At 64.8% G+C, this 26,402-nt stretch carries 27 protein-coding genes and 1 other RNA gene; 10 read left to right on the forward strand and 18 right to left on the reverse strand.

Annotation, left to right across the window (positions count from 1 at the left end; translation table 11 throughout):
* Positions 1-340 precede the first annotated feature (340 nt).
* The 3 genes from AC5I5I_RS12600 (at position 341) to AC5I5I_RS12610 (ending at position 2,149) form a co-directional block, all read left to right on the forward strand.
* Complete coding sequence (locus AC5I5I_RS12600; RefSeq protein ID WP_495973464.1) at positions 341-832, forward strand: pilus assembly protein N-terminal domain-containing protein; 492 nt, start codon at positions 341-343, stop codon at positions 830-832.
* A gap of 214 nt (positions 833-1,046) precedes the next feature.
* Positions 1,047-1,577, forward strand: coding sequence for a TadE/TadG family type IV pilus assembly protein (locus tag AC5I5I_RS12605; protein ID WP_495973466.1), 531 nt, complete (start codon positions 1,047-1,049; stop codon positions 1,575-1,577).
* An 8-nt stretch (positions 1,578-1,585) separates the two neighbouring features.
* Positions 1,586-2,149, forward strand: coding sequence for a TadE/TadG family type IV pilus assembly protein (locus tag AC5I5I_RS12610; protein WP_495973468.1), 564 nt, complete (start codon positions 1,586-1,588; stop codon positions 2,147-2,149).
* Between the two features lie 41 nt (positions 2,150-2,190).
* On the opposite strand, the gene AC5I5I_RS12615 is transcribed toward AC5I5I_RS12610, so the two are convergent.
* The 4 genes from AC5I5I_RS12615 to AC5I5I_RS12630 all read right to left on the reverse strand — a co-directional run bounded on the left by AC5I5I_RS12615 (position 2,191) and on the right by AC5I5I_RS12630 (position 5,018).
* The gene (locus AC5I5I_RS12615; RefSeq protein WP_495973470.1) at positions 2,191-2,643 is read right to left on the reverse strand and encodes an Lrp/AsnC family transcriptional regulator; all 453 of its coding nucleotides are present in this window, start codon (positions 2,641-2,643) and stop codon (positions 2,191-2,193) included.
* Between the two features lie 74 nt (positions 2,644-2,717).
* A complete protein-coding gene (locus AC5I5I_RS12620) occupies positions 2,718-3,728 on the reverse strand; it encodes a PfkB family carbohydrate kinase (protein ID WP_495973472.1) in 1,011 nt (336 codons plus the stop codon).
* Positions 3,643-4,596: an NAD(+) diphosphatase gene (nudC, locus tag AC5I5I_RS12625; protein ID WP_495973474.1), complete on the reverse strand. Its 954-nt coding sequence runs from the start codon at positions 4,594-4,596 to the stop codon at positions 3,643-3,645. The genes AC5I5I_RS12620 and nudC overlap by 86 nt, the downstream gene beginning before the upstream one ends.
* Before the next feature lie 2 nt (positions 4,597-4,598).
* On the reverse strand, positions 4,599-5,018 hold the full coding sequence (locus AC5I5I_RS12630) for an HIT family protein (RefSeq protein WP_495973476.1): 420 nt from the start codon (positions 5,016-5,018) through the stop codon (positions 4,599-4,601).
* Between the two features lie 93 nt (positions 5,019-5,111).
* On the opposite strand from AC5I5I_RS12630, the gene ffs reads away from it, so the two are divergent.
* From ffs to AC5I5I_RS12660, 6 genes are all read left to right on the forward strand, one after another.
* An RNA gene (gene ffs, locus AC5I5I_RS12635) (signal recognition particle sRNA small type) lies at positions 5,112-5,208 on the forward strand.
* A 74-nt stretch (positions 5,209-5,282) separates the two neighbouring features.
* The gene (locus tag AC5I5I_RS12640; RefSeq protein ID WP_495973478.1) at positions 5,283-7,139 is read left to right on the forward strand and encodes a DNA polymerase III subunit gamma/tau; all 1,857 of its coding nucleotides are present in this window, start codon (positions 5,283-5,285) and stop codon (positions 7,137-7,139) included.
* An 18-nt stretch (positions 7,140-7,157) separates the two neighbouring features.
* Positions 7,158-7,484, forward strand: a complete 327-nt coding sequence (locus AC5I5I_RS12645) for a YbaB/EbfC family nucleoid-associated protein (protein WP_495973480.1) — start codon at positions 7,158-7,160, stop codon at positions 7,482-7,484.
* A gap of 2 nt (positions 7,485-7,486) precedes the next feature.
* A complete protein-coding gene (locus tag AC5I5I_RS12650; RefSeq protein WP_495973482.1) occupies positions 7,487-8,365 on the forward strand; it encodes a formate dehydrogenase accessory sulfurtransferase FdhD in 879 nt (292 codons plus the stop codon).
* 162 nt (positions 8,366-8,527) lie between these two features.
* Entirely contained in the window at positions 8,528-9,187 is a 660-nt protein-coding gene (gene mobA, locus AC5I5I_RS12655) for a molybdenum cofactor guanylyltransferase MobA (RefSeq protein ID WP_495973484.1), read from the forward strand.
* A gap of 94 nt (positions 9,188-9,281) precedes the next feature.
* Positions 9,282-9,404: a hypothetical protein gene (locus tag AC5I5I_RS12660; protein ID WP_495973486.1), complete on the forward strand. Its 123-nt coding sequence runs from the start codon at positions 9,282-9,284 to the stop codon at positions 9,402-9,404.
* A 12-nt stretch (positions 9,405-9,416) separates the two neighbouring features.
* Here the strand turns inward: AC5I5I_RS12660 and AC5I5I_RS12665 are convergent, their stop codons facing one another.
* The 12 genes from AC5I5I_RS12665 to AC5I5I_RS12720 all read right to left on the reverse strand — a co-directional run bounded on the left by AC5I5I_RS12665 (position 9,417) and on the right by AC5I5I_RS12720 (position 20,697).
* Complete coding sequence (locus AC5I5I_RS12665; protein ID WP_495973488.1) at positions 9,417-10,691, reverse strand: molybdopterin molybdotransferase MoeA; 1,275 nt, start codon at positions 10,689-10,691, stop codon at positions 9,417-9,419.
* Positions 10,691-11,218 carry a molybdopterin-guanine dinucleotide biosynthesis protein B gene (mobB, locus tag AC5I5I_RS12670; RefSeq protein WP_495973490.1) on the reverse strand — a complete coding sequence of 176 codons (528 nt, stop codon included), beginning with the start codon at positions 11,216-11,218 and terminating at the stop codon, positions 10,691-10,693. The genes AC5I5I_RS12665 and mobB overlap by 1 nt, the downstream gene beginning before the upstream one ends.
* Before the next feature lie 75 nt (positions 11,219-11,293).
* The gene (locus AC5I5I_RS12675; RefSeq protein WP_495973492.1) at positions 11,294-12,325 is read right to left on the reverse strand and encodes a formate dehydrogenase subunit gamma; all 1,032 of its coding nucleotides are present in this window, start codon (positions 12,323-12,325) and stop codon (positions 11,294-11,296) included.
* A gap of 72 nt (positions 12,326-12,397) precedes the next feature.
* A complete protein-coding gene (fdh3B, locus tag AC5I5I_RS12680) occupies positions 12,398-12,994 on the reverse strand; it encodes a formate dehydrogenase FDH3 subunit beta (protein ID WP_495973494.1) in 597 nt (198 codons plus the stop codon).
* Between the two features lie 12 nt (positions 12,995-13,006).
* On the reverse strand, positions 13,007-15,970 hold the full coding sequence (locus AC5I5I_RS12685) for a formate dehydrogenase subunit alpha (protein WP_495973496.1): 2,964 nt from the start codon (positions 15,968-15,970) through the stop codon (positions 13,007-13,009).
* A gap of 13 nt (positions 15,971-15,983) precedes the next feature.
* Positions 15,984-16,199, reverse strand: a complete 216-nt coding sequence (locus AC5I5I_RS12690; RefSeq protein ID WP_495758504.1) for a twin-arginine translocation signal domain-containing protein — start codon at positions 16,197-16,199, stop codon at positions 15,984-15,986.
* Between the two features lie 44 nt (positions 16,200-16,243).
* Complete coding sequence (locus AC5I5I_RS12695; RefSeq protein WP_495973498.1) at positions 16,244-17,020, reverse strand: Cro/CI family transcriptional regulator; 777 nt, start codon at positions 17,018-17,020, stop codon at positions 16,244-16,246.
* Between the two features lie 133 nt (positions 17,021-17,153).
* The gene (locus AC5I5I_RS12700) at positions 17,154-17,918 is read right to left on the reverse strand and encodes a DUF3306 domain-containing protein (RefSeq protein WP_495973500.1); all 765 of its coding nucleotides are present in this window, start codon (positions 17,916-17,918) and stop codon (positions 17,154-17,156) included.
* Entirely contained in the window at positions 17,911-18,420 is a 510-nt protein-coding gene (locus AC5I5I_RS12705; RefSeq protein WP_495973502.1) for a DUF3305 domain-containing protein, read from the reverse strand. Before AC5I5I_RS12705 ends, AC5I5I_RS12700 begins: the two co-directional genes overlap by 8 nt.
* Positions 18,420-19,427: a DUF6352 family protein gene (locus AC5I5I_RS12710; protein ID WP_495973504.1), complete on the reverse strand. Its 1,008-nt coding sequence runs from the start codon at positions 19,425-19,427 to the stop codon at positions 18,420-18,422. Before AC5I5I_RS12710 ends, AC5I5I_RS12705 begins: the two co-directional genes overlap by 1 nt.
* Entirely contained in the window at positions 19,424-19,963 is a 540-nt protein-coding gene (locus AC5I5I_RS12715; protein ID WP_495973506.1) for a DUF6505 family protein, read from the reverse strand. The genes AC5I5I_RS12710 and AC5I5I_RS12715 overlap by 4 nt, the downstream gene beginning before the upstream one ends.
* The gene (locus AC5I5I_RS12720) at positions 19,960-20,697 is read right to left on the reverse strand and encodes a biotin/lipoate--protein ligase family protein (RefSeq protein ID WP_495973508.1); all 738 of its coding nucleotides are present in this window, start codon (positions 20,695-20,697) and stop codon (positions 19,960-19,962) included. The genes AC5I5I_RS12715 and AC5I5I_RS12720 overlap by 4 nt, the downstream gene beginning before the upstream one ends.
* A gap of 206 nt (positions 20,698-20,903) precedes the next feature.
* On the opposite strand from AC5I5I_RS12720, the gene AC5I5I_RS12725 reads away from it, so the two are divergent.
* Positions 20,904-22,898 carry a 4Fe-4S dicluster domain-containing protein gene (locus tag AC5I5I_RS12725; protein ID WP_495973886.1) on the forward strand — a complete coding sequence of 665 codons (1,995 nt, stop codon included), beginning with the start codon at positions 20,904-20,906 and terminating at the stop codon, positions 22,896-22,898.
* Between the two features lie 212 nt (positions 22,899-23,110).
* Here AC5I5I_RS12725 and AC5I5I_RS12730 read toward each other — a convergent pair whose 3' ends face one another.
* Together AC5I5I_RS12730 and AC5I5I_RS12735 are read right to left on the reverse strand one after the other, a co-directional pair.
* Positions 23,111-24,397 carry a c-type cytochrome gene (locus tag AC5I5I_RS12730; protein ID WP_495973510.1) on the reverse strand — a complete coding sequence of 429 codons (1,287 nt, stop codon included), beginning with the start codon at positions 24,395-24,397 and terminating at the stop codon, positions 23,111-23,113.
* A gap of 30 nt (positions 24,398-24,427) precedes the next feature.
* Entirely contained in the window at positions 24,428-26,401 is a 1,974-nt protein-coding gene (locus AC5I5I_RS12735; protein ID WP_495973888.1) for a molybdopterin biosynthesis protein, read from the reverse strand.
* Position 26,402: the final 1 nt, after the last annotated feature.

Genomic DNA, 26,402 nt, shown 5'->3' on the forward strand with positions numbered 1-26,402 from the left:
CAGTGTTTGCTCTCACGGGATCGATGAACGCATCGCGAAACTGTGGAGCGCACCCTATCCCTGCACCGCATCGAGGAGGCCTTTTCCCTGTCTGCAAGCGGGCTTTGGAAGTTCCGCCGTCCGAAATTGCGGTTAAGGAAGATTTGATGCAGATGCACAAAACGCGCGCTCAATCTATGCGACCACACGCGTAGCGCGGAGGTCCGTGCGTTGAGGATTTTTTTAAACGGTCCCGTTGGCGATTGATTCACCATTTTGGTGTGAGTTCGACGGGGCGGAGTGTGCCGCCGAGTTTTGCCGTTCGGTCTCTCGTGTGTGTGCGTTTGTGCGGAGTAACATCATGGCGGCGCGTCATGGCTTCTGGAGCCTGTTTCGGCAATCCGCTCTCGCCGGTATCGTCGCGTTCGCTGTTTCAGTTCCAGCGCAAGCGGGCGACTTTCCGCCCGGTGAGAGGCTGAATGTAGCGATGGACGAGGCCAAGCTCATCAAGCTGCCGGAGCGCGTTGCCACGATCGTGGTTGGAAACCCGCTGATCGTCGACGCCTCGCTGCAGGCAGGCGGGCTCGCCGTCCTGACCGGAAAGGGCTACGGAGCCACCAACTTCATTGCCCTGGATCGCAAGGGCAACGCGCTGTTCGAGAAAATCGTCGAAGTCCGCGGCGCGCTGAACACCGTGGTCGTCTTCAAAGGCACAAGCCGCGAGACCTATAGCTGCGTGCCGACCTGTCAGCCGGTGATTGCACCGGGTGACAACCAGGAATACTTCAACCAGGCCCTGGTGCAGACAACGACCCGCAACACGCAGGCGACCTCGATATCGTCGGGGCGCTGACGCAGCGGTCCCGACGCGGCGTAAGATGAAGCCGCGGCATCGGTCGGCCCGACATGGTTTCGAACCGGTAAACGACGCCCCGGCCTTTGTCGGAAATCCGGGCAATAATTCACAAACGCGCCTTTGCTAGAACCGCGTTGCTCCGGCCGCACGTCCGGACCAATGGATCATCGCCATGCCAGAGGCCGTGAAAGAGACTTCCCGATCGGGTTTCATGCGACGGATCACCCCGCGCATCGTTCGCCGCTTCGCCAGGAAAGACGATGGCGCCGCGGCGATCGAATTCGCCATGGTGGCCGCGCCGTTTCTCGCGCTCATGTTTGCCATTCTTGAAACCGCGATCGTGTTCTTCGCCGGTCAGGTTCTTGAAACCGCCACGGCGGATTCCGCGCGTCTGGTCATGACCGGGCAGGCGCAGAAAGGCGGTCTCAACCAGCAACAGTTCAAGGAAGAGGTCTGCAAGCGGGTCCTGGCGCTGTTCGATTGCGACGGCGGGATCAAGGTAGACGTTCGCACCTATTCGTCTTTCGCCGCCGCCAATACCTCGAAGCCGATCGACGCCAACGGCAATGTCACCTTCACGCCTGCCTGGCAGCCCGGATCGCCGGGCGACATCGTCGTTGTCCGGCTGCTTTACGAATGGCCCGTCCATGTATCGCTGCTCGGCCTCAACCTCGCAGACCTGTCCGGCGGCAAGCGCCTGCTGATGGCGACGGCCGCGTTCCGCAACGAACCCTTCCAGTGAGACGCACCATGCTCAACCGGATCGATTGCATGATGGTTCGCGCAGCCGCGCTGCGGCTGTCCAACTTCGCAAAAGACAAGCGGGGCGTATCGGCCGTCGAGTTTGCGATGCTGCTGCCGCTGATGCTCACGCTGTATCTCGGCGGTGTCGAGGTGTCGCAAGGCGTCAGCATCGACCGCAAGGTGACACTGACGGCTCGCACCGTGGCCGATCTCGTCGCGCAGGTGTCAAGCATCGACAACAACGGAATCAATGCCGTACTCGGAGCCGCGACCGCGATCATGGCGCCTTATCCGGACAAGGACGTGAAGGTGACGGTGTCGGTCGTTGAGATCGACAAGAATGGCAACGCCAAGATCAAGTGGAGCAGCACCAAGAACGGCACCGCGCGCGCGGTCGGCTCCGCCGTGACCATCCCGCCCGCGCTGAATACGCCGTCCACCTCGCTTGTCTGGGGCGAAGCAACCTACAAGTACCAGCCGTCGATCGGCTATGTGGTGACCGGCGCCATGAATCTGAACGATCAGATTTACATGCGGCCGCGGTTGTCGGAGACCGTGACCAAGATCTGAGTGTCGGGTCCGGGCCTACGCGCCCGTAGCGACGCATTGGGTCACGGGATCGGCAGGCTGGTCGTCGACTTGATCTTCTCCATCGCAAAGCGCGAAGTCACGTTCTTCAGCGGCGAGGCGGCGATCAGCTTCTTGTAGAAGGTGTCGTAGGCCTGCATGTCCTGCACGACCACGCGCAGCATGTAATCGACATCGCCGGCCATCCGGTAGAATTCCATCACCTCGGGCATCGCGCTGACAGCGCCGGCGAAGCGGCCCAGCCACTCCTCCGAATGATCGTCGGTCTCCACCGAGACGAAGACGCTGATGCCCAGGCCGACCTTGTCCTGGTCCACGATCGCGACGCGCTTCTGGATCACGCCGTCAGCCTCGAGCCGCTGAATCCGCTTCCAGCATGGCGTCGACGACAGCCCGACCCTCTGGCCGATCTCGGCAACCGACAGCGAGGCATCTTCCTGCAGGGTCAGCAGTATTTTCCGGTCAATGGCATCCATGCGTCACCTGGAATATTATTCTAAAATAATAGCAGCGATCCGCTATATATAGAATATCCTTCCACAAGAAAGGCCTAATTTTCGGCACGGGCGCTCAGGAACGCGGCGACCTCGGCGCGATCCGGCGCGCCTGCCCCGCCGCCCAGGCGGCTGCATTTGATTGCGGCCGCGGCGGCGGCAAATCGCATGGCGGCCGCGACGGGCTCGCCTTCGGCCATAGCCAGCGCGAAGGCGCCGTGGAAAACGTCACCCGCGCCAAGCGTATCGACCGCCTCGATCGCGAAAGCTGGCAGACGGCCGATGCCACCATTCTCCCGCCACAGCATCTCGCGTGGTCCGTCGGTGACGGCGACGAAAGCGTCCGTATGCCCCGCGACCACGCCGAGCGCCGTCGCCAGATCGTCGGTCTGAGCAGTGGCGCGCAGACCGTCGGCGGAAAACACGATATGGGTCGCGAGCGTCAGCAACTCGTCGGTCAGTCCCATCGGCTTGTCCGCATCCAGCACCACGAGCTTGCCCTCGGCTGCCGCGGCACGAACGGTCGGCAGAACGAATTCCTGAAAGCGGTTGTCGGCGAGGAGACCATCGGCGCCCAAGATCGCGCCTGTGGGGTCATGCGGGCGAGCGCGTTCCAAGGCCGGATCGCGATAGCTCACGATGGTCCGTTCGCCATCGCCCGAGATGAAGATGGAGGATCGCGAGGACACGGCGCCATCCAGCCGCACGACATGCCCAACGTCGATCGCATCGCGCGCAAGCTTCGCAACAACGTTGTCGCCCGTCAGATCCTGCCCGGCCGGGCCTCCCAGCGGTGACACCACACGGGCCCGTCCGCCGAGCCGGCTGATGGTAATCGCAGCATTCGCAGCGCATCCACCCAGCACCGAAAAAAAATCCTGGGCGCGGGTCTTGGTGCCAGGAGCCGGAAACGTCGTGAGGCGATAGACATGATCGATGACCGCCATCCCGGCGCAGACAATAAGCTTCCCTCGTGTCCGGTCAGGCAAGGACATCGTCGCCCTTCTCCACCCAGGCGCGGATGATGTGATGGGCGATGGCGACCGGCGGCGGCGTTCCGAGTCCATCCGGATGGGTCCGCATCAGCATCGTCGCGGCCTCGTCGCGCGAGAACCAGCGCGCATCCTCGAGCTCGTCGCGGTCGACCACGATGTCTTCCGAAATCGCCTCGGCGTGGCAGCCGATCATCAGCGAGGACGGAAACGGCCAGGGCTGCGAGGCGAAATAACGCACGCGGCCGCAACGGATTCCGGCTTCTTCCAGAGTCTCGCGGCGCGCCGCTTCCTCCATGCTCTCGCCCGGCTCGACGAAGCCCGCGAGGCACGACCACATACCCGGCGCGAAATGGGCTTGCCGGCCGAGCAGACAACGATCGCCGCGCACCGCGAGCATGATCGCCACCGGATCGGTGCGCGGAAAATGCTGCGCCCGGCAGTTGGGGCAATCCCGGCGCCAGCCGCCCTCCACCACATTGGTGGGATGACCGCAATTGCTGCAGAAACGGTGGCGTGCATGCCAATGCAGCAGCGCCTTGGCTTCCGCGAGCGGCGGCAGATGTTCGGGCGCCACCAGGCCCTGCACCGCGATCGACCGCAGGTCGACGACATGAAACCGCGCGTCGGCCTTCAGCGTCTCGATGGCATCCTGCGCAAGCGACATGCCGAACCGGCCGGTCTGTTGCTGCAACCCGAGAAACAGACGATCCGGCCCGGCCGCGAAGCCTGCAAGCTCATCCGGCAGAAACATTGGATCGAACGCATCCCCCGCCCGTTTCAGCACGATCATCTCGCCGCCGATCAGGTAGAAGCCAGACCCCGCGCTCACGCAGCAGGCTTCAAGGAAATCCGGATCGACGCGCCGCGCCGCCGCGCGGTCGAGCAGGCTGTCGACATAGCCGAGCGCAGGCCACGGTCCGAAGTGCATTGCATTCTGCATGATCAGGACACCCAGAGTTTCTTCTTGATTGCAGCCATAAAGCGCTCGACCTCGCCGGAATCATGGTCGAGCGGCGGGGCGACGCCCCAGACCGGTTTCGGCCAGGCCTTGTCGGTCTTGCGGCGCGCGATGACATGCACATGAAGCTGCGGCACGGCATTGCCGAGCGCCGCGACATTGAGCTTGTCGCATTGGGTCACCGCCTTCAACACCCGGCTGACGCGAGCGATCTCCACCATCAGCTGGGCCTGCTCGACCTCCTCCAGATCAATGATCTCGACGATGCCGGGCCGGCGCGGAACCAGCAGCAGCCAGGGGTAATTCGCGTCCCGGATCACCAGGACCCGCGACAGTGCGAGATCGCCAAGTTCGATGGTGTCCCGCACAAGTTGCGGGTGCAGCGACCATTGATCCGAATTCATGAGATTGTCCAAGGCATTGCGGGGCGCGTCAGGTTATCACCCCGGGCGCCGTTTTGCTTGCTTTCGGGGCGGCGAGGCCCGATATATCACGCGGGAGGTTGGCGGTGGGCGAGCCACTCGCCAACCGGGTCAGGTCCGGAAGGAAGCAGCCCTAACGAGCTTCGGTTCGGGTCGCGTGTCAGCCTCCCACCCTTTTTCCGCGGCCAATACAGGTATCCGGCCGCGCCGGCGCCGCGAACCCGGAAGCGCCAAACCGGAAGCGCCATGAGCGAGACCAGCAATCAGAAGCCGGTAGAAGCTGCGCCCCAAGCTACGGCACTTGGCGCGGGCGGCTATCGGGTGCTGGCGCGGCGCTACCGGCCGTCCACCTTCACCGACCTGATCGGTCAGGACGCCATGGTACGCACCGTCTCGAATGCCTTCGAGACCGGGCGCATTCCGCAAGCCTGGATCCTGACCGGGGTCCGCGGGGTCGGCAAGACCACGACCGCCCGCATCCTGGCCCGCGCGCTGAATTATCAATTGCCGGATGGGTCGATCAAGGGACCGACCATCGACATGCCGGTGATGGGCGAGCATTGCCAGGCGATCATCGAAAGCCGCCATATCGACGTCCATGAAATGGACGCCGCCTCACATAACGGCGTCGACGATGTGCGGCAGATCAACGATGCGGTGCGCTATGCGCCGGTCAGCGCGCGCTACAAGGTTTACATCCTCGACGAAGTCCACATGCTGTCGACGGCTGCGTTCAACGCCTTGCTGAAGACGCTGGAGGAACCGCCACCGCACGCCAAGTTCGTGTTCGCGACCACCGAGATCAGAAAAGTGCCGATCACGGTGCTGTCTCGGTGTCAGAGGTTCGATCTTCGGCGCGTGGACGGCGATCTTCTGGTGCGTCATCTGGCCGGCATCGCCGAAAAGGAAAACGTCAAAGCCGAAACCGAGGCGCTGGCATTGATCGCGCGCGCGGCGGAAGGCTCGGTGCGCGATTCGTTGTCGCTGCTCGATCAGGCGATTTCGCACGCCGCCGGCGAGGTGCGGGCCGAAGACATCCGGCAGATGCTCGGGCTGTCGGATCGCTCTCGCATCGTTGACCTGTTCGAAATGCTGCTGAAGGGCGATATCGGCGGGGCGCTAAAGGAACTGCGCGATCAATACGATTCCGGCGCCGATCCAACCATCATCCTGTCTGATCTTGCCGAGTTCACGCATTTCGTCACGCGCGTGAAGCTCGTGCCCTCGGTCGCGGACGATCTGTCCCTGAGTGAGCCAGAGCGCGTGCGCGGCCGCGCCTTCGCCGCACAGCTCTCGATGCGCATCCTGTCGCGAACCTGGCAGATGCTGCTGAAAGGCCTTACCGAGGTGCAGCAGGCGGCGCGCCCGGTGGCGGCCGCGGAAATGCTGCTGGTGCGGATCGCCTATGCTGCCGATCTGCCGACGCCGGACGAAGCGATCCGCGCGCTCGCCGGCGGCACGTCTATCGAGACGACAGCTTTGTCCGCTCCCCGCAGCAATGGCGGCCTCACTTCTTCATCGGCTCCGTTCGCAACAACGCCGGCACCGGCGGTGATGGCGGCCTCGCATTCCGACGCGCCGCGCAGCGGACCGCGCGCCATGGCCGCGCCGGCGCTGAACGAAGCGCCGCGTCCGCTACAAGCCGCGCCGTCACCGCAACCGATGGTGCTCGGCAGCTTCGAAGCCGTGGTGCAACTGGCGGCAGAGAAGCGCGACCTCAGGATCAAGGCGGCGCTGGAGCGCGACATGCGGCTGGTCCGTTGCGAGGACGGGAAGCTCGAAATCGCGCTCGAACCCGGGGCGGCCCAGACCCTGGTCAACGAATTGTCCGGCAAACTCAGCATGTGGACCGGACGGCCCTGGGTGGTGGTGCTGTCGCGCGAGCCGGGTCAGCCGACACTGAAAGCGCAGATGGATGCGCGCGAGGCGGAACTGAAGCGCGGCGTGCGCGCCGATCCGCTGGTGCAGGCGGTGCTGGAACGCTTCCCGGGCGCGGAGATTGTGGCGGTACGCCCGCGCGAAATCGAGCAGCCGACGGCTGAGCCCGACTTCGACGCTACTCCCATCGATCCGGACGACGATGACAGCGACAACGACAGGTAAAACTTTGAAAGGTGAGACATGGCCGATTTCATGGGCATGATGAAGAAGGCGGCCGAGCTGCAATCCAAGATGCAGTCGATGCAGGCCGAGCTCGAGACCGTATCGGTCGAGGGCGCTTCCGGCGGCGGCGTGGTCAAGGTGACGCTGTCCGGCAAGGGCGACCTCAAGAGCGTGAAGATCGACGATTCGCTGATGAAGCCGGACGAGAAGGAAATCGTCGAAGACCTTCTGGTCACCGCGCATGCCGACGCCCGCAAGAAGCTTGAAGTGGTGATGGCGGAAAAGATGCAGGCACTGACCGGCGGCCTGCCGCTGCCGCCGGGCATGAAATTGCCGTTCGGTTGATCATGGCGGACGACGACTATCTGCTCGCTCCGGACCCGCACGATCCGCGGTTGACCGAGCGCGTGCGTGGTGTCGACCAGACAGGTGCGGAGATCGAGACGCTGGTCACGGTCGAGCGGCCACTGACGATCTTCCTGAATGCGCAGGAGATCGTGACCGCGATGACGATCGCCGATCATCCCGATTATCTCGCGATCGGCTATCTGCTCAACCAGAACATGCTGCAGCCGGACGACGTGGTGACCGGTGTCGATTACGACGAGGAGCTGTCCGTCGTCGTGGTCCGCACCGAGCGCGAAACCAATTACGAGGAAAAGCTCAAGAAGCGAGTGCAGACGTCGGGCTGCGCGCAGGGCACGATCTTCGGCGACCTGATGGACGCGCTGGAAGGCGTCACGCTGCCGGCCACGCCCTTGCGCACCTCGTGGCTCTATGCGCTGACCCACAAGATCAACACCACGCCTTCGCTCTACCTCGAAGCCGGCGCGATTCATGGCTGCGTGCTGGCGCACCAGGACAAGCCGCTGGTCTATATGGAGGACGTCGGCCGCCACAACGCGGTCGACAAGATCGCCGGCTGGATGTTCCAGCAGAAGATGCCGACGCATGACAAGATCTTCTACACCACCGGCCGCCTCACCTCCGAGATGGTGATCAAGACCGTGCGCATGGGAATCCCCATTCTGGTGTCGCGCTCGGGCTTCACCGCCTGGGGCGTCGAGCTTGCGCGCAAGGCCAACCTCACGCTGATCGGCCGCGCGCGCGGCAAGCGCTTCACCGCCCTCGCCGGCCTCGACCGCATCGTGTTCGACCAGGATCTCAGCTTCGTGGAGGACGAGAGCGCGAAGCATCGACGCAAGGCCGCGATGCATGACGATTGAATCAGCGCCCTCGCAGCGCACGCGGTGCGCTCCCTCCCCCCTTGCGGGGGAGGGTTGGGGAGGGGGGCAAAACTTGCGCCTCCACTCATCGCTCACCTCCCTCCCGACCGCCTGCGCTGACGCTTCGGCGGTCGACCTCCCCCGCAAGGGGGGAGGTGACTCGTGGCGCCGGTTGTGACTCCCGCCACCCTCGGACTCGTTCTCGCCGGCGGACTGGCACGCCGCATGGGCGGCGGCGACAAGGCGCTGATCGACATCGGCGGCCGCACCATCCTCGACCGCGTGCTCGAAACCATGGTGCCGCAATGCGACGGCATCATCCTGAATGCCAATGGCGATCCGTCGCGTTTTGCGCGCTTTGGCCTGCCGGTTGTCGCCGACGACATCCCCGACTTTGCCGGTCCGCTCGCCGGCATTCTCGCGGGCCTCGACTGGGCTGCCATCCATCGGCCGGAGATCGCATGGATGGTCAGCGTGCCAGGGGATTGCCCGTTTCTTCCCGCCGATCTCGTCGCGCGGCTGCATGCGGCGCGCAGCGCCGCCGGCACGCCGCTCGCTTGTGCCAAATCAGGCGACTGGCGGCATCCGGTCGCCGGGCTTTGGCCGGTCGCGTTGCGGGCCGACCTCCGGCGCGCGCTGGTCGACGAAGATTTGCACAAGATCGAAGTCTGGACCGCCCGTCACGGCATCGCGCTTGCCGAATGGCCGGACCGGCCGGTCGATCCATTCTTCAACGTGAACACGCCGGACGACCGCGCGCGCGCCAACGATATTGCGCTGCAAAAGGACGCCGTTACGCAAACCGGCCAACGGCTCGCCTGAAGCCGGCGCGACAATGACCGGCGCGGCGTCGGCTTGAAGCCAGACGCGCCATAGTATTGAATAGCTCTAAGCTTATGCGGGGAGGATCGCGTCCATGAAGAGCTTTTTGGCCGCCTGTGCGGCAATCGTCATTCTCGCCTTCGGTGGCTGGATGGTGCTGGACCGGTTCCAGGAGCCGTCATCGGTGGCATTCACGTCGACCGGCGCGCGAATCTGATTCGACGCTGCGTCAGCTGACCAGCGACGCGTAAGGCAGAAATCCGACGGTCGAGCCCGGCTCGACCGTCGTTGCATTTTCGGGCAGTTCGACGAGGCCGCCGGTTTCGGTGAGCGAGGTCAGAACGCCGGCGCCTTCCTGCCTGTGCTTGACGGCCACGATCGCGCCGTCCGCATCCCGCGTCAGAGTCACCCGCACGTATTCCCGCCGCCCGAGCTTCTTGCGATAGGCAAAGCCGGCGCGCACCGGCAACGGCACTAGCGCCGGCGCATCGGCACCGGCAAGCCGCATGATCAGCGGACGCACCACCCGCACGAAGGTAACGAAGGCGGCGACCGGATTGCCGGGCAGACCGACAAAGGCTGCGCTGCTCTCCGCTGAAGCACCCGGGATCACCCCCATTGCCACCGGACGCCCCGGCTTGATCGCCACGCGCCAGAACACCAGTTTGCCGACCGCTTCGACGGCGTCACGCACATGGTCGGCCTCGCCGGTGGATACGCCGCCGGACGTGAGCACGAGATCGTGGCCGCCGGCGGCGTCTCTCAGCGCCGGCGCGAGGATCGCGGGATCGTCCGGCAGAATGCCGAGGTCGGTGACGATTCCGCCGAGCGCGGCAATCATCCCGCCGAGCAGGGTGCGGTTCGCATCGTAAAGCGCTGCACGCGCGAGCGGCTGGCCGGGCTCGATGAGTTCGTCACCGGTCGAGAACAGCGCCACGCGAATACGCCGCCGCACCGGAAGCGCGGTCAGCCCGAGCGCTGCGGCGAGGGCAACATCGGCGATCGACAGCACGCGCCCCGCCGGCAATGCGACCGAACCGGCGCGGATATCCTCGCCGGCCAGCCGGCGGTTCGAGCCTTGCTTGAGGCCGGGCGGCACGATCACGCTGCCGCCTTCGGTTCGCACGTCCTCCTGCATGAACACGGTGTCCGCTCCCTCGGGCATCGGCGCGCCGGTAAAGATGCGGATAGCGGTGCCCGGCGCGATCGGATGCGCGGCGGCCCGGCCGGCGGTGATGCGATCGGCGACGGTGAAGGCGGTGTCGGACTGAGCCGACAGATCGGCGTGCCGCACCGCGTAACCGTCGACCGCGGAATTATTGAACGGCGGCAGATCGATCGGCGCCTGTATGTCACGCGCAAGCGTGCGCCCCCGTGCCAGCGCAAGCGCGACCGTTTCGATCTCCGCAACCGGCGTGACTCGCTCGCGAATGATCTGCTCGAGGTCGTCGACCGGCAGCAGCGGTCCGGAAAACGCGAAGCAATCGTCGGTGAGTTGCGCCATCAGGGAAGGTCCGCGTGTTCCTTCACCTGCTCGACCGCAATCGCCTGCGCGAGCAGAAGGTCGGCAATAGCTTCGACGTCGTTCAGGTCGACGACCGGTACCCGCGCGTCCGGCAGCGGCGTATCTGAGGCAACCGCAACGATCCAGCGGTCCTCCGGATGCAGCAGTGGCTTGCCGTTCGAGGCGCGATGGACTTCCAGCTTCGGAAAGCTTTCGCGCTTGAAACCCTCGACCAGCACCAGATCCACCCTGGACAGTTTGGCGAGCATGTCCGGTAGCGGCGGCTCCGGCGCGCCACGCAATTCATGCATCAGCGCCCAGCGATTGCCCGACACGACCAGAACCTCGGTCGCGCCGGCGGAGCGGTGTTCGAACGAGTCCTTACCGGGGCGGTCGACATCGAAAGCATGGTGCGCGTGTTTCAGCGTCGAGACGCGCTTGCCGCGCGCCGTCAGGCACGGGATCAGCTTGGTGAGCAGGGTTGTCTTGCCGGAACCGCTCCAGCCGGCGAGGCCGATGATGCGCATGACGGGCTTCTTACAGCAAAGCGCCCGGCGGGGGTACCGCCGGGCGCTTCAACCTTGCAATGCGTGACTTCAGCGCTATTCGGCCGGCGTCGCCCGCGCTCCGGGCGGCGTGGCGGTGCGGTTGCGGGCCTGCTCCTCGTCGAGCCACAGGCTGTGATGCTCGCGCGCCCAGTTCACGTCGACCTCGCCCGTGCCCATGGCCTCGAAGGCGCCCTCCATGCCGATGGTGCCAATATAGATGTGGGCCAGCATGGCGGCGACGAACAGCACCGCGACGACGCTGTGCACCATCTGGGCGGTCTGCATGCCCGAGACGGTCAGGTCGCCATAGAACGGGAACATCAGCAGATAGCCGGTAATCGCCGAGGCGCCGCCGCCGATCACAACGATCCAGTAGATCATCTTCTGGCCGGCATTGAAGCGGTAGGCCGGCGGATGATCGTCGCCGAGGATGCCGCCGCCGCGCTTGATCCATTCGGCATCGACGCGGTTCGGGATATTGCCGGTGATCCACATCAGGAAGATCAGCACGACGCCGATGGTGAAGGGGAAGCTGACGAAGTTATGGGCGTATTTCGCCGCCTCCGACCAGGTGGTGAAGGCTGACGCCGACATCAGCGGCATCAGCAGCGGACGCCCGAAGGTGATGTTGAGACCGCTGATCGCAAGGATGATGAAGCAGGTCGCGGTCATCCAGTGCACGAAGCGCTCGAACCCGCTGAACCGCACGATCGTGCGTCCGGATCTCCCGCTCTTCAGCCGCACCATGCCGCGGATCAGATAGAACGCGACCAGCACGATCAGCATGCCGAGGATGGCGATGCCGCCGATCCAGCGCAGTGTCACTTCATGGAAATGACGCCAGCTCTGGCCGGCCGGCTGGATCAGAACGCCGGCGCTTTGATTCGGAATCGAAACGCGGCCATCGATGCTGCCGCCGCCCCTGAGCGAATTCAGGAGCTGCTGCTCCTGCACGGCACTGGCGGTCGGGTTCACCGATCCATCCGGATTGCGCACCTGGGCGCTTGCAGGCGCGGCGAGCATGACCACGCACAATATCGCCAGTGCGCCAATGACAGTCTGAAACGTCCGTGTGAGCGTCGACATCCCCATCTCCTCACTTTTTTGTATCGTCGGGACCCTGGCCGGCACGACCCGCGCCGGCCCGTCAGACGCGCGTCAGGACGCGATCGTTTCCTTGTAGGCGGTCTGCCATCCCCAAGCGCCGGAGCCGTAACCGCGACGGGTGACGCGCTCCTTATAGATCTGGGCGATGATCTCGCCGTCGCCGGCCAGCAGCGACTTGGTCGAGCACATTTCCGCGCAAAGCGGCAGCTTGCCCTCGGCCAGACGGTTGGAGCCGTATTTCTGATATTCCGCGACGGTGTAGTCGTTGTCGGGACCGCCGGCGCAGAAGGTGCACTTGTCCATCTTGCCGCGCGAACCGAAATTGCCGACCCGCGGGTATTGCGGCGCGCCGAACGGGCAGGCGTAGAAGCAATAGCCGCAGCCGATGCACAGATCCTTCGAATGCAGCACCACGGCGTCGGCGGTGGTGAAGAAGCAGTTCACCGGGCACACCGCCGCGCAAGGCGCGTCGGTGCAATGCATGCAGGCCATCGACACCGAGCGCTCGCCCGGCTTGCCGTCATTGATGGTGACGACGCGCCGGCGATTGATGCCCCACGGCACTTCATGTTCGTTCTTACAGGCGGTGACGCAAGCGTTGCACTCGATGCAACGGTCGGCGTCGCAAAGAAATTTCATACGAGCCATAGTTGCGTCTCCTTAAGCCGCACGAACCTGACAAAGGGTGGCCTTGGGCTCTTGCATGCCCGTGACCGGATCGAAGCCGTAGGTGGTCAGCGTGTTGACGCTTTCGCCGAGCACGATCGGGTCGGTCCCTTGCGGATAATTGCCGCGCTGGTCTTCGCCCTGGAACCATCCGCCGAAGTGGAAGGGAGACCAGGTCACGCCCTTGCCGACGCGCTCGGTGACCAGCGCCTTCATCCGTGCCTTGGAGTTATGCTCCGCGCCGGTGACCCAGACCCAGCCGCCGTCGGTGATGCCGCGTTCGGCCGCATCCGCAGGATTGATTTCTATGAACATGTCCTGCTGCAATTCGGCGAGCCACTTGTTGGAGCGGGTCTCTTCGCCGCCGCCCTCGTATTCGACCAGCCGGCCAGAGGTGAGGATGAGCGGGAATTGCTTGGCGATGCCCTTGTCGACCGCGGCTTTCTGCACGTCGAAGCCGAGGTTGGGCACCCGGAACTGCCGAGCATTCGGCAGCGTCGGATATTTCGCCACCAGATCGGGCCGCGGGGTGTAGATCGGCTCGCGATGCACCGGGACGGCATCCGGCAGACCGAACGCATTGGCGCGCGCCTTGCCGTTGCCATAGGGGATGCAGCCGTGCTCGATCGCCACCCGCTGGATGCCGCCCGACAGATCGATCGACCAGGCAACCGCGTCCGGATTAGCGGGATTGATCTTGTTGATGACCGCCAGTTCGGCTGCCGTCAGATCCGTATCCCAGCCGAGCTTCTTGAGTACGCCAAGCGTGAATTCGGGATAGCCGTCCCGGATTTGCGAGCCGGCCGAATAAGAGCCGTTGGCGAGCAGGCTGACCTTGCGGGTCGTACCGTCCGGCAGCTTCTCCTCGCGCTCGAGACCGAAGCGGGCCCGGAACGTACCGCCGCCCTCCTTGACCGAGAGATTGGTGTTGTAGAGCAGCGGCGTGCCGGGATGCTTGAATTCCGGCGTGCCCCAGCACGGCCATGGCAGGCCGTAATAGTCGCCCTTGGCCGGACCGGACGTCGCCTGCTGCGTGAGCATGTCGAAGTCCTTCTGGTTGGCCATGTGCATCTTCAGCCGCTCGGGCGACTGGCCGCAATAGCCGGTCGACCATCCGCCGCGGTTGATTTCGCGAAGCACATCTTCCGGCACCGGAAGGTTGTTCTCGACCTTGATGTTCTTGAACATCATGTCGGCGAAGCCGAGCTTCTTCGCGAGCAGATAGATGACCTCGTTGTCGTCCTTGGACTCGAAGATCGGCTTGACGATCTGCTCGCCCCACTGGATCGCCCGGTTCGATGCCGTACGCGAACCGTTGGTTTCGTAGCTGGTGGCAATCGGGAGCAGATAGGTGTTGTTCTTGCGCTTGGGCGCGAGCGACGCCCAGGTGGTCGGATGCGGATCGGCGACCACCAGCAGGTCGAGCTTCTCGATGCCTTCCTGCGCTTTCGGCATGCGGGTGACGGTATTGCCGCCATGCCCGAACACCATCATCGCCTTGATCGTATCCTTCTGCGACACATCCTTCTGGTCCATCAACGTCGCATCGAACCAGCGCGTCGATGGGATGCCGGCCGTGTTCATCATCCGCACCGGCTTGCCATCGGCGCCGGTGATCGTGTTGAAGCGGCCGTCGAGCCACGCATAGTCGACTTCCCAGACCCGCGACCAGTGCCGCCACGCGCCTTCGACCAGGCCGTAATAGAGCGGCAGCGTCACGACATCGAGGCCGAGATCGGTCGCGCCCTGCACGTTGGTATGACCGCGGAAGATGTTGGCGCCGGTGCCGGACGAGCCGACATTGCCGGTGGCAAGCAGCAACGTGCAGAACGCGCGCACGTTGGCGGTGCCGACGGTGTGCTGGGTGGCGCCCATGCACCAGATCAGGGTCGCCGGCTTCTGCGTCGCAAAGGTGGTGGCGATGCGCTCAAGCTGAGCGGCCGGAACGCCGGTGACGCGCTCGGTCTCCTCCGGAGTCCACTGCTCGACGGCCTTGCGGATGTCGTCCATGCCGTAGACGCGCTGGTCGATGAACTGCTTGTCCTCGAGGCCCTTCTTGAAGATGACGTGCAGCATGCCCCAGGTCAGCGGAATATCGGTGCCCGAACGCATGCGGACATATTCAGTCGCATGCGCGGCGGTGCGGGTCATGCGCGGATCGCACACGATCATGTTCGCGCGGTTCATCTCCTTGCCTTCGAGAATGTGCTGGAGAGAGACCGGATGCGCTTCCGCGGCATTCGAACCGATGAACAGGATCGTCTTCGAATTGCGGATGTCGGTATATGAATTGGTCATCGCGCCGTAGCCCCAGGTATTGGCCACGCCCGCGACGGTCGTCGAATGGCAGATACGCGCCTGGTGATCGACGTTGTTGGTTCCCATGAAGGCCGCAAACTTGCGGAACAGATACGAGCCCTCGTTGGTGAACTTCGCCGAGCCAAGCCAATAGATCGAGTCAGGTCCGTTCTTGGTGCGGATGGCTTCGACCTTGTCGCCGATCTCGTTGATCGCGGTTTCCCAGGAAATCCGCGTCCACTTTCCGTCGACCAGCTTGAGCGGATATTTCAGCCGGCGATCGCCATGCACGAGTTCGCGTGTCGACGCGCCTTTCGCACAATGCGATCCGCGGCTGATCGGCGAATCCCAGCCGGGCTCCTGCCCGACCCACACGCCGTTCTGCACTTCACCGATGACGGTGCAGCCGACCGAGCAATGCGTGCAGATATTCTTGCGGATGGTGACCGGCGCCCCACCCGGCTGACCGGCCGCGGCCGCCGCAGCATTGGCCTTGCGCATGCCGGTAAGCGGCACGGCGCCGACAGCGGCCAGGCCGCCCGCCACGAGCCCCGAACGGCGCAGGAAGGTGCGGCGGTCGATCCCGCCGGCGGAATGACTTGAAAGCTGGGCGGCGAGCTGGCCGCGGCGCTTTTCGCGTTCTGTCCTTTTGATCAGCACGGCATTGCCTCCCTTACTTCGCGCCCGGATAGCGATTGACCCGATAGAAGGTCTGCACTTCCGGTGAATTGGCTTTGTAGCGGGCCTTGCGCTTGTCCTCGTGGGTCTCGGTATCGGCATGAGCCGGTGTTGCGAGCGGTGCGGCGGCCGTCACGGCCACGCCCGCTCCTGCGCCCAGCGCGCGCAGAAAATCACGGCGTCCGACCGACGTCTTGCGTTCCTGTGTCATTGCCGTCTCCTCTTTCATCCCTGTCGCTCGCCTTCGCCGCACCGTCACGACGGCAACGCAAAAGCCTCGGTTTCTATGTCAACGAACAGCCGCCCCAGCGTTCCCACCTTGCGGTAGAAGTCCGCTTCTTCCGCGTGCTCGAGATCGGCGAAGAACCGGCCGATCCAGGGCGCGAGGTGATTTTCGAAGAACTTCTTGTCGGTCCCGGCGGGTGCCGGGAACGTGCCATCGGCCAGGCCGGCCATGATCTCGCACAGCATCGCTGCGTTATCTTCCGGCTCGGCAACGCCCTCACCACGTTCGATGCCGAGCGCGTTCAGGTCGTCGCGCAGCCGCGCCAGCGGACGCTCATGCAGGAACCCGGTCAGGTAATACGACGCATAGGGCAGCAACTCGCCGCGGCCGACGCCGATGAAGACATTGAAGAATTCGCGCTCAACCGATTCGACGTTGGCGGCGGCAGCCGCTTCAGCCAGCGCGACATGCGCCATCCCGAGCGGAGAGGCGTCGCCGCGCAGCATGGCGAGTTTTTTCAGCAGGGAAGCATCCGGCGCCCGCGCGAGCAGCGCAGTCAGCAGCCGGTATTCCTGGGCCCGCGCCAGATCGATTTCATCGATGTCGGAGGGCGACGCCGCTTCGGTATAGAGATCCGGGCGCAGCACCGTCCGGCTCACATTGGTCGCCTGCTCGACCGCGATTACGCGCTCCGCCGGTATCCGGTCCCAGTTCGAAACGGAGGGTTGCGAGATTCCAATACGACGTGCGAGCTCGCTCACACCACCGGCCGCACGGATTGCTTCGTCGAGTCCCTGATCGCGCATTCTTATCGTTATGGTTGCAATGCCGAAAAAAGGTGCACACACGCCTTCTTCGGAGGCGTTCCAAACAATAGAGCGGTAAATTGGAATGGGTCAATAGTGCACAGCTATAAACAACATGGCGATGCGTGTGGATCTATTGCGGCAGCGCTCGGCCATGATTGCGAGGGACGAATGCGGGCTCGCGCGACGTTCCCGCTGTGTTTTGTTGCAACGCAACACAAGCCGCTGCGTGTTGCGGCGCAACGTCGGCAGCCGTATCGACGTCGCCCTGCGGCTTGTCAGCGTCGGTGTCCGAAGCGACTGCGCCGGACTTCGTCTCTTCGTTTGTATTGCTGGACGAATCCGAGTCAGCCGGCTCGTCTTGCCGTGCTTCGGCGGTGCTCACCGCATCGTCGGATGACGGTTCGTGCAGCTCGCGCTCGTCTTGCTTGCCATCCTCGCCGTCATGCTCGCTGAACAGCTGCGCCAGCAATCGCTTCGCATCTGCGGGATCGAGCGCGCCGAAACCGTGCATGCCATCACTGGCCGTGAAGTCCCATGAATTTTCGGCAAGGCCGATAAAGTCGCGAATGCCGGGATCGGCCGACCAGGCGCGTCGAAGCGCCGCACGGGATAACGCTTCCGGTACGCCCGGCTGCATGAATATCCGGATGTCGGTCGCCGGTCCGATCGAATCGAGCGATGGCAGCTTCGAGAGGTCGAAAACGTTGTCTGGCTTTGCATCATCAGAGTCGCCGCGCGCCTGTTGGGGCGCGGCCGCGCCGTGTTCCACGGACGCCGTGACGACGGCCTGATCGTGCTTCGGCAGATCGGCTGGAGCGCTTTCGGCCTTGACCTCTGCCCTGGCGTGACGCTTTCGCCGCGACCATCGCGACAGGAAGTCTTCCGGATCAGTCATCGTCGCGGTCCCGATCAGACGGCGCGCGCCGGCCGAGTGCCTCAGGATTGGCGCGGTCACGCTTGCGCTTGTAGAATGTCTGTTCGACATGGTGTTCGGCAACGAAGGTGTCCAGCACCGCGCGCACGGTGTCAGGCATCGCGACCGCCTCCACCAGATTGACGCCGGTTTCGGTCTGCGCCTCGCCTTCGGTCGGATCGGCCGTGACCATGAAAAGGCTGTACGGCGGATCCGACTCGGTCGGTGTCAGCACCACCCACAACTTGCTGTCGCCGAGCAGATTGTCGCGATAATTGCCGGTGTCGGAACGATAGAGATCGATCGAAGTGCTGCCGGCATAAAACGACGCGCGGTCTTTGTCGCCCGACAGCAGCGTCCATGGCTGCACATCGGGCTGGCCAACCAGCACGGCGGTGGGTTGCCAGATGTAATCGATCCACTGGCTCTCCGCCTTGATGCGGTCGACCACGACGCCGACGGGGATCGAGACCAGCGCGGCCATCACGTCACCGATTCGATGTGCCGGACCGGCAATCCGCCGATCAGATTCTGCGGTTTCATGCGGATGATCTTGTCCGGCGACATGGCCAGAATGAGATAGACCGGTTCGCGCCCAACCGTTTCGAGAACGGCGCCGGGATCGCGGAAGGTCAGACGGAATAGGCCGACGACGCGGCCGCGTGTCGCCTCGTCAAGTTCCTCGCCGTTCCACAACGCATCGCCGATCCTGGTCGCATCGGAATCCAGTCCGACATACCAGACCAGATTGACGTCGCGCATTTCGGTCAGTGGCTCGATATCGACCGCGACTCCCAGCAGATGCGAAACCCAGCGGGTCAAAACCTGCGCCAGCGCCTGAAGCCCCTGGCGTCCGGCGGTGAGATCGATCGCGGTGTGGAACAGATCGCTGTGCTCGAAATAATGCTCGGCATTATCATCGTTCATCACATCGATATCGGCCTGCGCGGGAATGCCGAGCATCGACACCAGCGGCGAGGCAGGCGTCGCACCTGTGCCGCTGATGGTTTCCTCATCGGCCGCAATCAGCGAGCCCTCATGCAGGGTCAGCCTTTGTGGGCGGAACAGCAATTCGGCCGCGCGCAGCACATAGGGGTCCTCGCAGCCGTCCAATGCGTTGCGAAGGATCACATGGACCAGCTGGTTGACGAAGATCGGCGGGATCGCGCCCGCGCCGTTGCGGATGAGATCGACATAGGCCGCCTCCAGCGTCGGATGGCGCAGCAGGCGATCGCGGAACGCCAGCATGAAGGTCCAGTTCTCGCGCGCGTCGGCGTCGGCAATCGCCGCGATCTCCTCCGGCGGCACGGGCCGGCGTGGCTCACTCATCAAGGCCGCATACAGCGCCCTCTCGGCATCGCACGCCTCCGGCGGCGGCACCAGTTCGGGCCGCGCGAGATAGATTTTCAGGAAATCGTCGGTGACGACGAGTCCGCCCGCCTGATCACGATCCAGCAGATGATGGCCGCAGGCGAGCCAGAAATCCTTCACGTGCGGTCTCCCTGCGCGAGATTGGCGAGATCGATGCGTTCGCCCGGCTCGTCTTCCTCGCCCTCGACATCCATGAATGAAAATGCACGGAAGCTCTTGCGGTCCGCGCGCGGCTTCAACGTGCGGAAGGCCTCGCGGATGTCGCCGTCCTCGGCAGTGCGATGAAGCGCGATCAGCGTGTCGACGTCATGATTGCAGAGCGAGGCTGCGAAGGTGATCTCCTCCTCGGCCGCAGCGCGCGCAACGTCAATGTGCGGCGCGCCATAATGGTCGACCAACCGTTGCGCCAGTTCGTCGACCGCATTGGCGCGGCCCACATCGTCGGTCTCGACGATCTGCACCAGCGTCGACCATCCGAGCGACGTCACACCGAGAAAGCCCGCACGAAACGCCGAGCGCTGCTTGCCCGTAAGGTCCGCGGGATCCGCGTCCGCGAACGCGAACGTGCCCGGCACCGCCCATTCGCCGGGCTCGGCGGCACGCTCGAACACGAAGGTGTCGGAGGGATCGAGCCTGATGGTTTTGAGCAGTTTCACAGCCGTGGCCCCCGTGTCGCCGGATCGAGCCATGACGGCGTTGCCAGTGCCGGAATGAGCGCGCGTCGCTCGACTTGTGCATTACCCATTCGCCGCACCAGCAGGTCGCCATTCTCGTCGAGATCGCGCCGGACACTTTTTTCCGTCTCGGGCGCGAGGCGCTGCAGATAGCTTTTTGCGACCGCGGCGAAGCCCTGCTCCTGCCACGCATCGAGCATCACCATGAGGTGGCGCGCATAGGATTCCATCAGCCGCTCGGCGCCCGATTCATCGAAGCCTTCATCCTCAAGCGCCGCACTCAGCGGATGCAGGCCGGCGTCGGTGCCGGTCATCGACACCAGCCGCACCATCGCGCCGAATACCAGCCAGGCCGGCGGCTCGTCTTCATTCGCATCGTCCGGCCAGGCCATCTGCCCGCCACCCACGAGACCGAGATTGACGCTGACGGCATCGGGCCAGCCGATTGCAATATCGGTCTCCGGCGGCGCCTGCGCGCTCAGCGTATCGGCAAGCGCAGCCATGCAGGCATAGAAGGTCCGGCGCGCGATCCTCAGCGGCTCGTCGGGTTCCAGCACCACGGCGAATTCCGCCAGATCGAAGCGCCCGACGAACACCAGCGTGCCGGCGCCTTCCTCCGCGGCATTCGCCTTCGCATGTGCGAAGGCGTCGCCGACCTCACGCAGGCTGACGAGGCGAAACGGTGGCGGCAGGCGGATATCGGCGTCGGTCAGCATCGGCAATCGGGGCTTGGTGTCGCGTTCCTGGCGCGTTCGCGCCGTGAGCCTTACTTTTTGTTTGGACCAATTATAGTTTCTCTCTATCTGCATATAGCATCGTCGCGGCGGGTGACGAGTCCGCAGGCAAATCCGGGGGCGCCGGAACGGGAGACCGAATGGTCGAGAACAAGCGGCAAATCGTTGTGTGTTCGTGCGAAGACACGATGCCGCTGGATATCGATGCGATCGCGAAGGCCTGTACCAAGGCCGGCCGTGCCGCCGATGTGGTGTCGGGCCGGCAATTCTGCCGCGCAGAACTCGACCGGTTCCGTGCGCTGTTGCCGGGCGCCGGCGAACTGATCGTCGCCTGTACGCAGGAGACACCGGTCTTCGAGGAAGCAGCGGCCGAAGCCCCCGACCGCGCGCTGACCTTCGTCAATATTCGCGAGAATGCCGGATGGTCGAACGAGGCCGCCAAGGCCACTCCGAAAATCGCCGCGCTGCTGGCCGCGGCCGCGGAGCCGCTGCCCGCCATTCCGTTTGTCGGCCTGCAAAGCGACGGCGTGGTCCTGATCTATGGCCGCGATGAACGCGCGATCGAGGCAGCGGAACTGCTGAAGGATCATCTCGATGTCACCGTGCTGATCTCGAAGCCGGATCATCTCAGCCCGCGCCGCAAGACCGAGTTTCCCGTAGTGCGCGGCACGATCCGCGCCGCCAAGGGCTGGCTCGGCGCATTCGAACTGACCGTGGACGATTATGCGCAGCCGGCGCCCTCGTCGCGCGATGCGCTGACATTCGGCGCAGGGCGCAACGGCGCGGTGTCGAAATGCGACATCGTACTGGATGTGTCCGGCGGCGCCTCGCTGTTTCCCGCGGCGGATTTGCGTGACGGCTATTTGCGCGCCGATCCGGGCGATCCGGCCACAATGCTGCGCGCGGTGATGAAGGCGCGCGATCTGACCGGCACTTTCGACAAGCCGCGCTATGTCACCTACGATTCCGAACTCTGCGCGCATTCGCGGTCGCGCATCGTCGGCTGCCGCCGCTGCCTCGATCTCTGCCCGACCGGCGCGATCACGCCTGCGGGCGATCATGTCGCCATCAGCGCGGAAATCTGCGCCGGATGCGGGCAATGCGCAGCAGTGTGCCCGACCGGCGCGGCAAGCTACGCCCTGCCGCCGGCCGACGTGCTGATGCGCAAGCTGCGCGCAATGCTGACGACCTATCGCGAAGCCGGCGGACGCAATGCGATCGTGCTGCTTCACGATGACGACCATGGCACCGAACTGATCGACGCGCTGGCGCGACATGGCGACGGCTTGCCTGCCAACGCGATGCCGCTTGCGGTCAACGAAATCACGCAGGTGGGACTGGAAGCGATTGCCGCCGCCTTCGCCTACGGCGCATCGGACGTCCGCTTTCTGCTGCGCGCGCGTCCGCGCCACGACGTGACCGGCCTGCAGCGGACCATTGCGCTGGCCGATCCGATCCTCACGGGACTTGGCTATGGTGCCGGCCGCGTCGCCACCATCGAGACCGATGACCCCGATGCACTCGGCGCGGCCTTGCGTGCGATCGATCCGGGCCAGCCGCGCGCGGCACATGCCAGTTTCCATCCGGCGGGCGGCAAGCGCGACGTGCAGCGGCTTGCGCTGCGCGAACTGCATCGCGCCGCACCGCAGCCGGTCGACGTCATCGCGCTGCCGCAGGGCGCGCCGTTCGGTGCGATCGAGGTGAATGCCGAAGGCTGCACACTATGTCTCGCCTGCGTCTCGGCCTGTCCCACTGGCGCTGTGTCGGCCGACCCCGACCGCCCGATGCTGAAATTCACTGAAGATGCCTGCGTGCAGTGCGGGCTGTGCGCGGCGACATGCCCGGAGAAGGTGATTACGCTCAAGCCGCAGCTCGACTTCCGCGCCGCCACCGCCGCACCGCGCATCATGAAGCAGGAAGACCCGTTCGAGTGCATCAGCTGCGGCAAGCCGTTCGGCGTCAAAAGCACGATCGAGCGGGTGACCGCGAAGCTCGAAGGCAAGCACTGGATGTTCAAGGGCCATGCCGAGCGGCTCAACGTGCTGAAGATGTGCGAGGATTGCCGCGTGATCGCGGTCACCGAGCAGGCCTTCGATCCGTATGGCAGCGGCATTCCCGAGCGGCCCAGGCCGCGCACCGCGGAGGATTATCTGCGCGAGGCGGAGGAGAAGGGGCGGGGGTAATCGCTCCGACGTGCTCCGTCCGCTTCCTCATATACTGCGACGCCCCGCGGCGGTCTTACCTCCCCCTGAAAGGGGGAGGTCGCTCGACTGAGCGAAGCGAAAGAGAGCGGGTGGGGGTCATTATTGAGAGTACGATCGTGACCCCCTCCCGACTGCCCTCGCGATGCGAGCGCAGCCGACCTCTCCCTTTCAGGGGGAGGTAAAGAGAAGAGTCACTTTCCCGCGGTCGCCTTCTTCAGGAATTCCATCAGCGCGTGGCGGTCATCCGCCGAGCCGATGGTCTGTTCCGGCATCTTCGTCCCCGGCGTGTAGGCGTTGGGACCAATCTCGAACAACTTCGAGACCGTCTCCGGCGTCCACACAATGTCGAGCTTCCTCAACGCATCCGAGAAATCGTATCCCGGCAGCGACGCGATCTTGCGGCCGAAAATACCCGCGAGCGTCGGTCCGGCGCGAGCGCCCTCATTACTCGACAGCGTGTGGCAGGCGATGCAGGCGCGATAGATCTCGGCGCCGCGATCACCGGCATAGGCCGCGAGCGGATCGGCCGCGTCGTTCAACGGCACCGCGCCGATATGTTCGCCGGTGCTCGCATCCCAGCGCCGCACCATGCGGTCGGTGCCACCGGTGAGCAGCGTTCTGCCATCGGGAAAGAACGCCACCGACCAGACCGGCAAGCCGGGGCCAACCAGAGTGCGCTCGATCACGCGCGTCTTGCGGTCGATGATCGACACCGATCCGCGGATGCCGGCGGCCGCGATCCGCATTCCGTCTGGTGTCATCGACAACGCAATCACCGGCGTTTCGGTGACCTTGAGTTCAGCCGACGTCTCGCCTCGCATCGACGCGAAATACAGATAGCCGTTGGCGCCCGATGCGACGATCTCGCCATCCGGCGCAACCGCGACGGCATTGAGTGGTGTCGGCAGCGTGACGATCACCGGCGCAGTCGTTCCGGTCAGCGGCCAGATCCGCAGCGTGGCGTCATAACCAGCGCTCACCAGCGACTGGCCGTCGGCAGTGAAGGCGACACCGTTCACATTCTGCGAATGGCCCTCGAGCACACGCGGCGCGCCGCCTGCGACCGGCCACAGCCGAATGGTGCGATCCCAGGACGCGGATGCAATCGTGTTGCCGTCCGGCGAAATCGCCAGCGCGACGATCGGCGCGGTGTGGCCTTCGAAGGTGCGTTCGGGCAGCGGCACGCCAGGCTTCCAGATCGCGATGCGTCCATCCTCACCGCCGGTGACCGCGCGACCGTCCTTCAGGAACGTCACCGCATTCACCGCGCTGTCGTGGAAGCGCAGCACCTGCTCGGCGGCGCTGCGCGGCAGCGACCAGCGGATCGCCGAGGTGTCGAAGCTGCCGGAGATGGCGCTCGCACCATCAGGCGCAACCGCGACCGCGCGCACCGGCCCGCCATGCCCGCGCATCTGCGCGAGCACGGGCTGACACATCAGGATGACGGCTAGGGCAGAGAAGACCGTGCGAACCAGCATACGAATGTCCCGGCAGACGACCCGATCAAGTTAGTCATCCGCGGGCCGCATGCCCAGCGCCAGGATGCGGTTCCGTGTCGCCTCGTCACGCAACACCTCGCGAAAGGCCTGGACGCCCGGACGCTCGCGCCAGCTTTCGACCATGATGAAGTCGTACTCTTCGGGCGCCACCGGCAGAAATCCAAGCCCATACATGCGCGCGACCGGCTCGATGGCAAAGCCCCAATCGGCACGGTTCTGCGCGATCGCCGCGGCAACAGCGTTGTGCGATTTCGGCTGGTTCGCATAGCCGGGTGGCCGTGCCCCTTTCAGCTTCTGGTCCATGAGCACGCGGGTTCCGGAACCGGCATTGCGATTGACCATCAGGCAGGCAGGATCGGCGAGCGCGGCTGCAATCGCCTCGTCCGCGGTCTTGCCTTCGAAACGGACATCGCCGGTTCGATACAGCAGGCCCTGCGACCGCTCCCAGCCCTTGACCAGCGACAGGCCCGGTTCGAGCAGATGCGTGTTGTAGCGTCCGCTGTCCGGATCGATCAGATGCACCGGCGCGATATCGCATTCGCCGCGGCGCGCGGCGGCAACACCGCCCAGACTGCCGACCGCGATCACCCGCGCGCTGAAGCCGCGATCGGCCAGCGCGCCGACCACGACATCCAGCGCCACATCGTGACTGCCCATGATCACGAGATCGGGCGCTCGCACGGCCGCGCCGATCAGCGTCACGTCGGCAACGGTTTCGGCGTCGAGTGCACTGGCGAGTGCGTCGATCTCGACGAACCCGTCCGCCTGCGAGAATGCCGTCACCGAGCCCGAACCCTTCGGGGAAGGAAACGCGATCATCCCGTCCTCGCCCTGCACCAGCGCGACCAGCGCAAATTCCCTGCGGCCCAGTTCGGACGGCACCCGCATCGGAATGCGCGCGCTGACCTTGCGCGCATCCTCGGCGGGCAGTCCGGCCAACGCGCGGATCACCGGCGCGACAAACGCATGAAAGGTGAAGATCGCGGAGGTCGGAAATCCGGGAAGCACGATCACCGGCTTGCCATCCGCCACCGCAAGACAGAGCGGCTTGCCGGGCTTCAACGCAACACCGTGCACGAGGATGCCGGGCTTGCCCAGATTCGACACGATGCGATGCGAGAGATCGCCCGCGCCCTTCGACGTGCCGCCGGACAGGACCAGCATGTCGGCCTCGGCCAGCGCCGTGCGCATCGCGCTGGCGAGCGCGGCCTCATCGTCCGGGAATGCACCATGGGCCACCGGCTCGCCGCCAGCTTCGGTCACGGCGGCCGCAACGATCGCACCGTTGGAGTCATAGATGCCGGCGGGCCGCAACGCTTCGCCGACCGGCACCAGTTCGTCGCCGGTCGAGAGCACGGCAACCCGCGGCCGCCGCACCACCTCGACCTGCGCGATGCCGCAGGCCGCGAGCATGCCGATCTCGCGCGATCCGATCAGCGTGCCCTTGCGCAGCAACGTTTCGCCGCGCGCAATATCCGACCCGGTATAGGCAATGAATTGCCCGGGCGCCGCAGGCCTGCGAAGCGCGATTGCCGGAGCCTGCGCATCGTCGAGCAGGTCGGTATGCTCGATCATCACCACTGCATCCGCGCCACGCGGAATGACGCCGCCAGTCGCAAGAGCGGTGGCCGTCCCGGGATGAACCTCGATTTGCGGCGCATGTCCGCAGGCGATGACCTCGCGATTCAATGTCAGCCGGCGTGGTGCATGGTCGCTTGCGCCTGTTGTGTCGGCGGCGCGCACGGCGAAACCGTCGACGCCGGACCGGTCGAACGGCGGCACGTCGATCGGTGCGCCAATATCGTGCGCGAGGACGCGGCCGAGCGAAGCCGCCAGCGATACGGATTCGACACCGCGCGGCGAGAGGTCAAGGTGGCGGCGGAAGCGCTGCGTCGCCTCCTCGGCTGACACCACTTCCAGGAATTGTTCCTGCCGCGCGGCACGGCGCACGGCATCGATCAAGGCGCTTTCCGGCGTTGTCATG

The sequence above is a fragment of the Pseudorhodoplanes sp. genome (assembly GCF_059499825.1).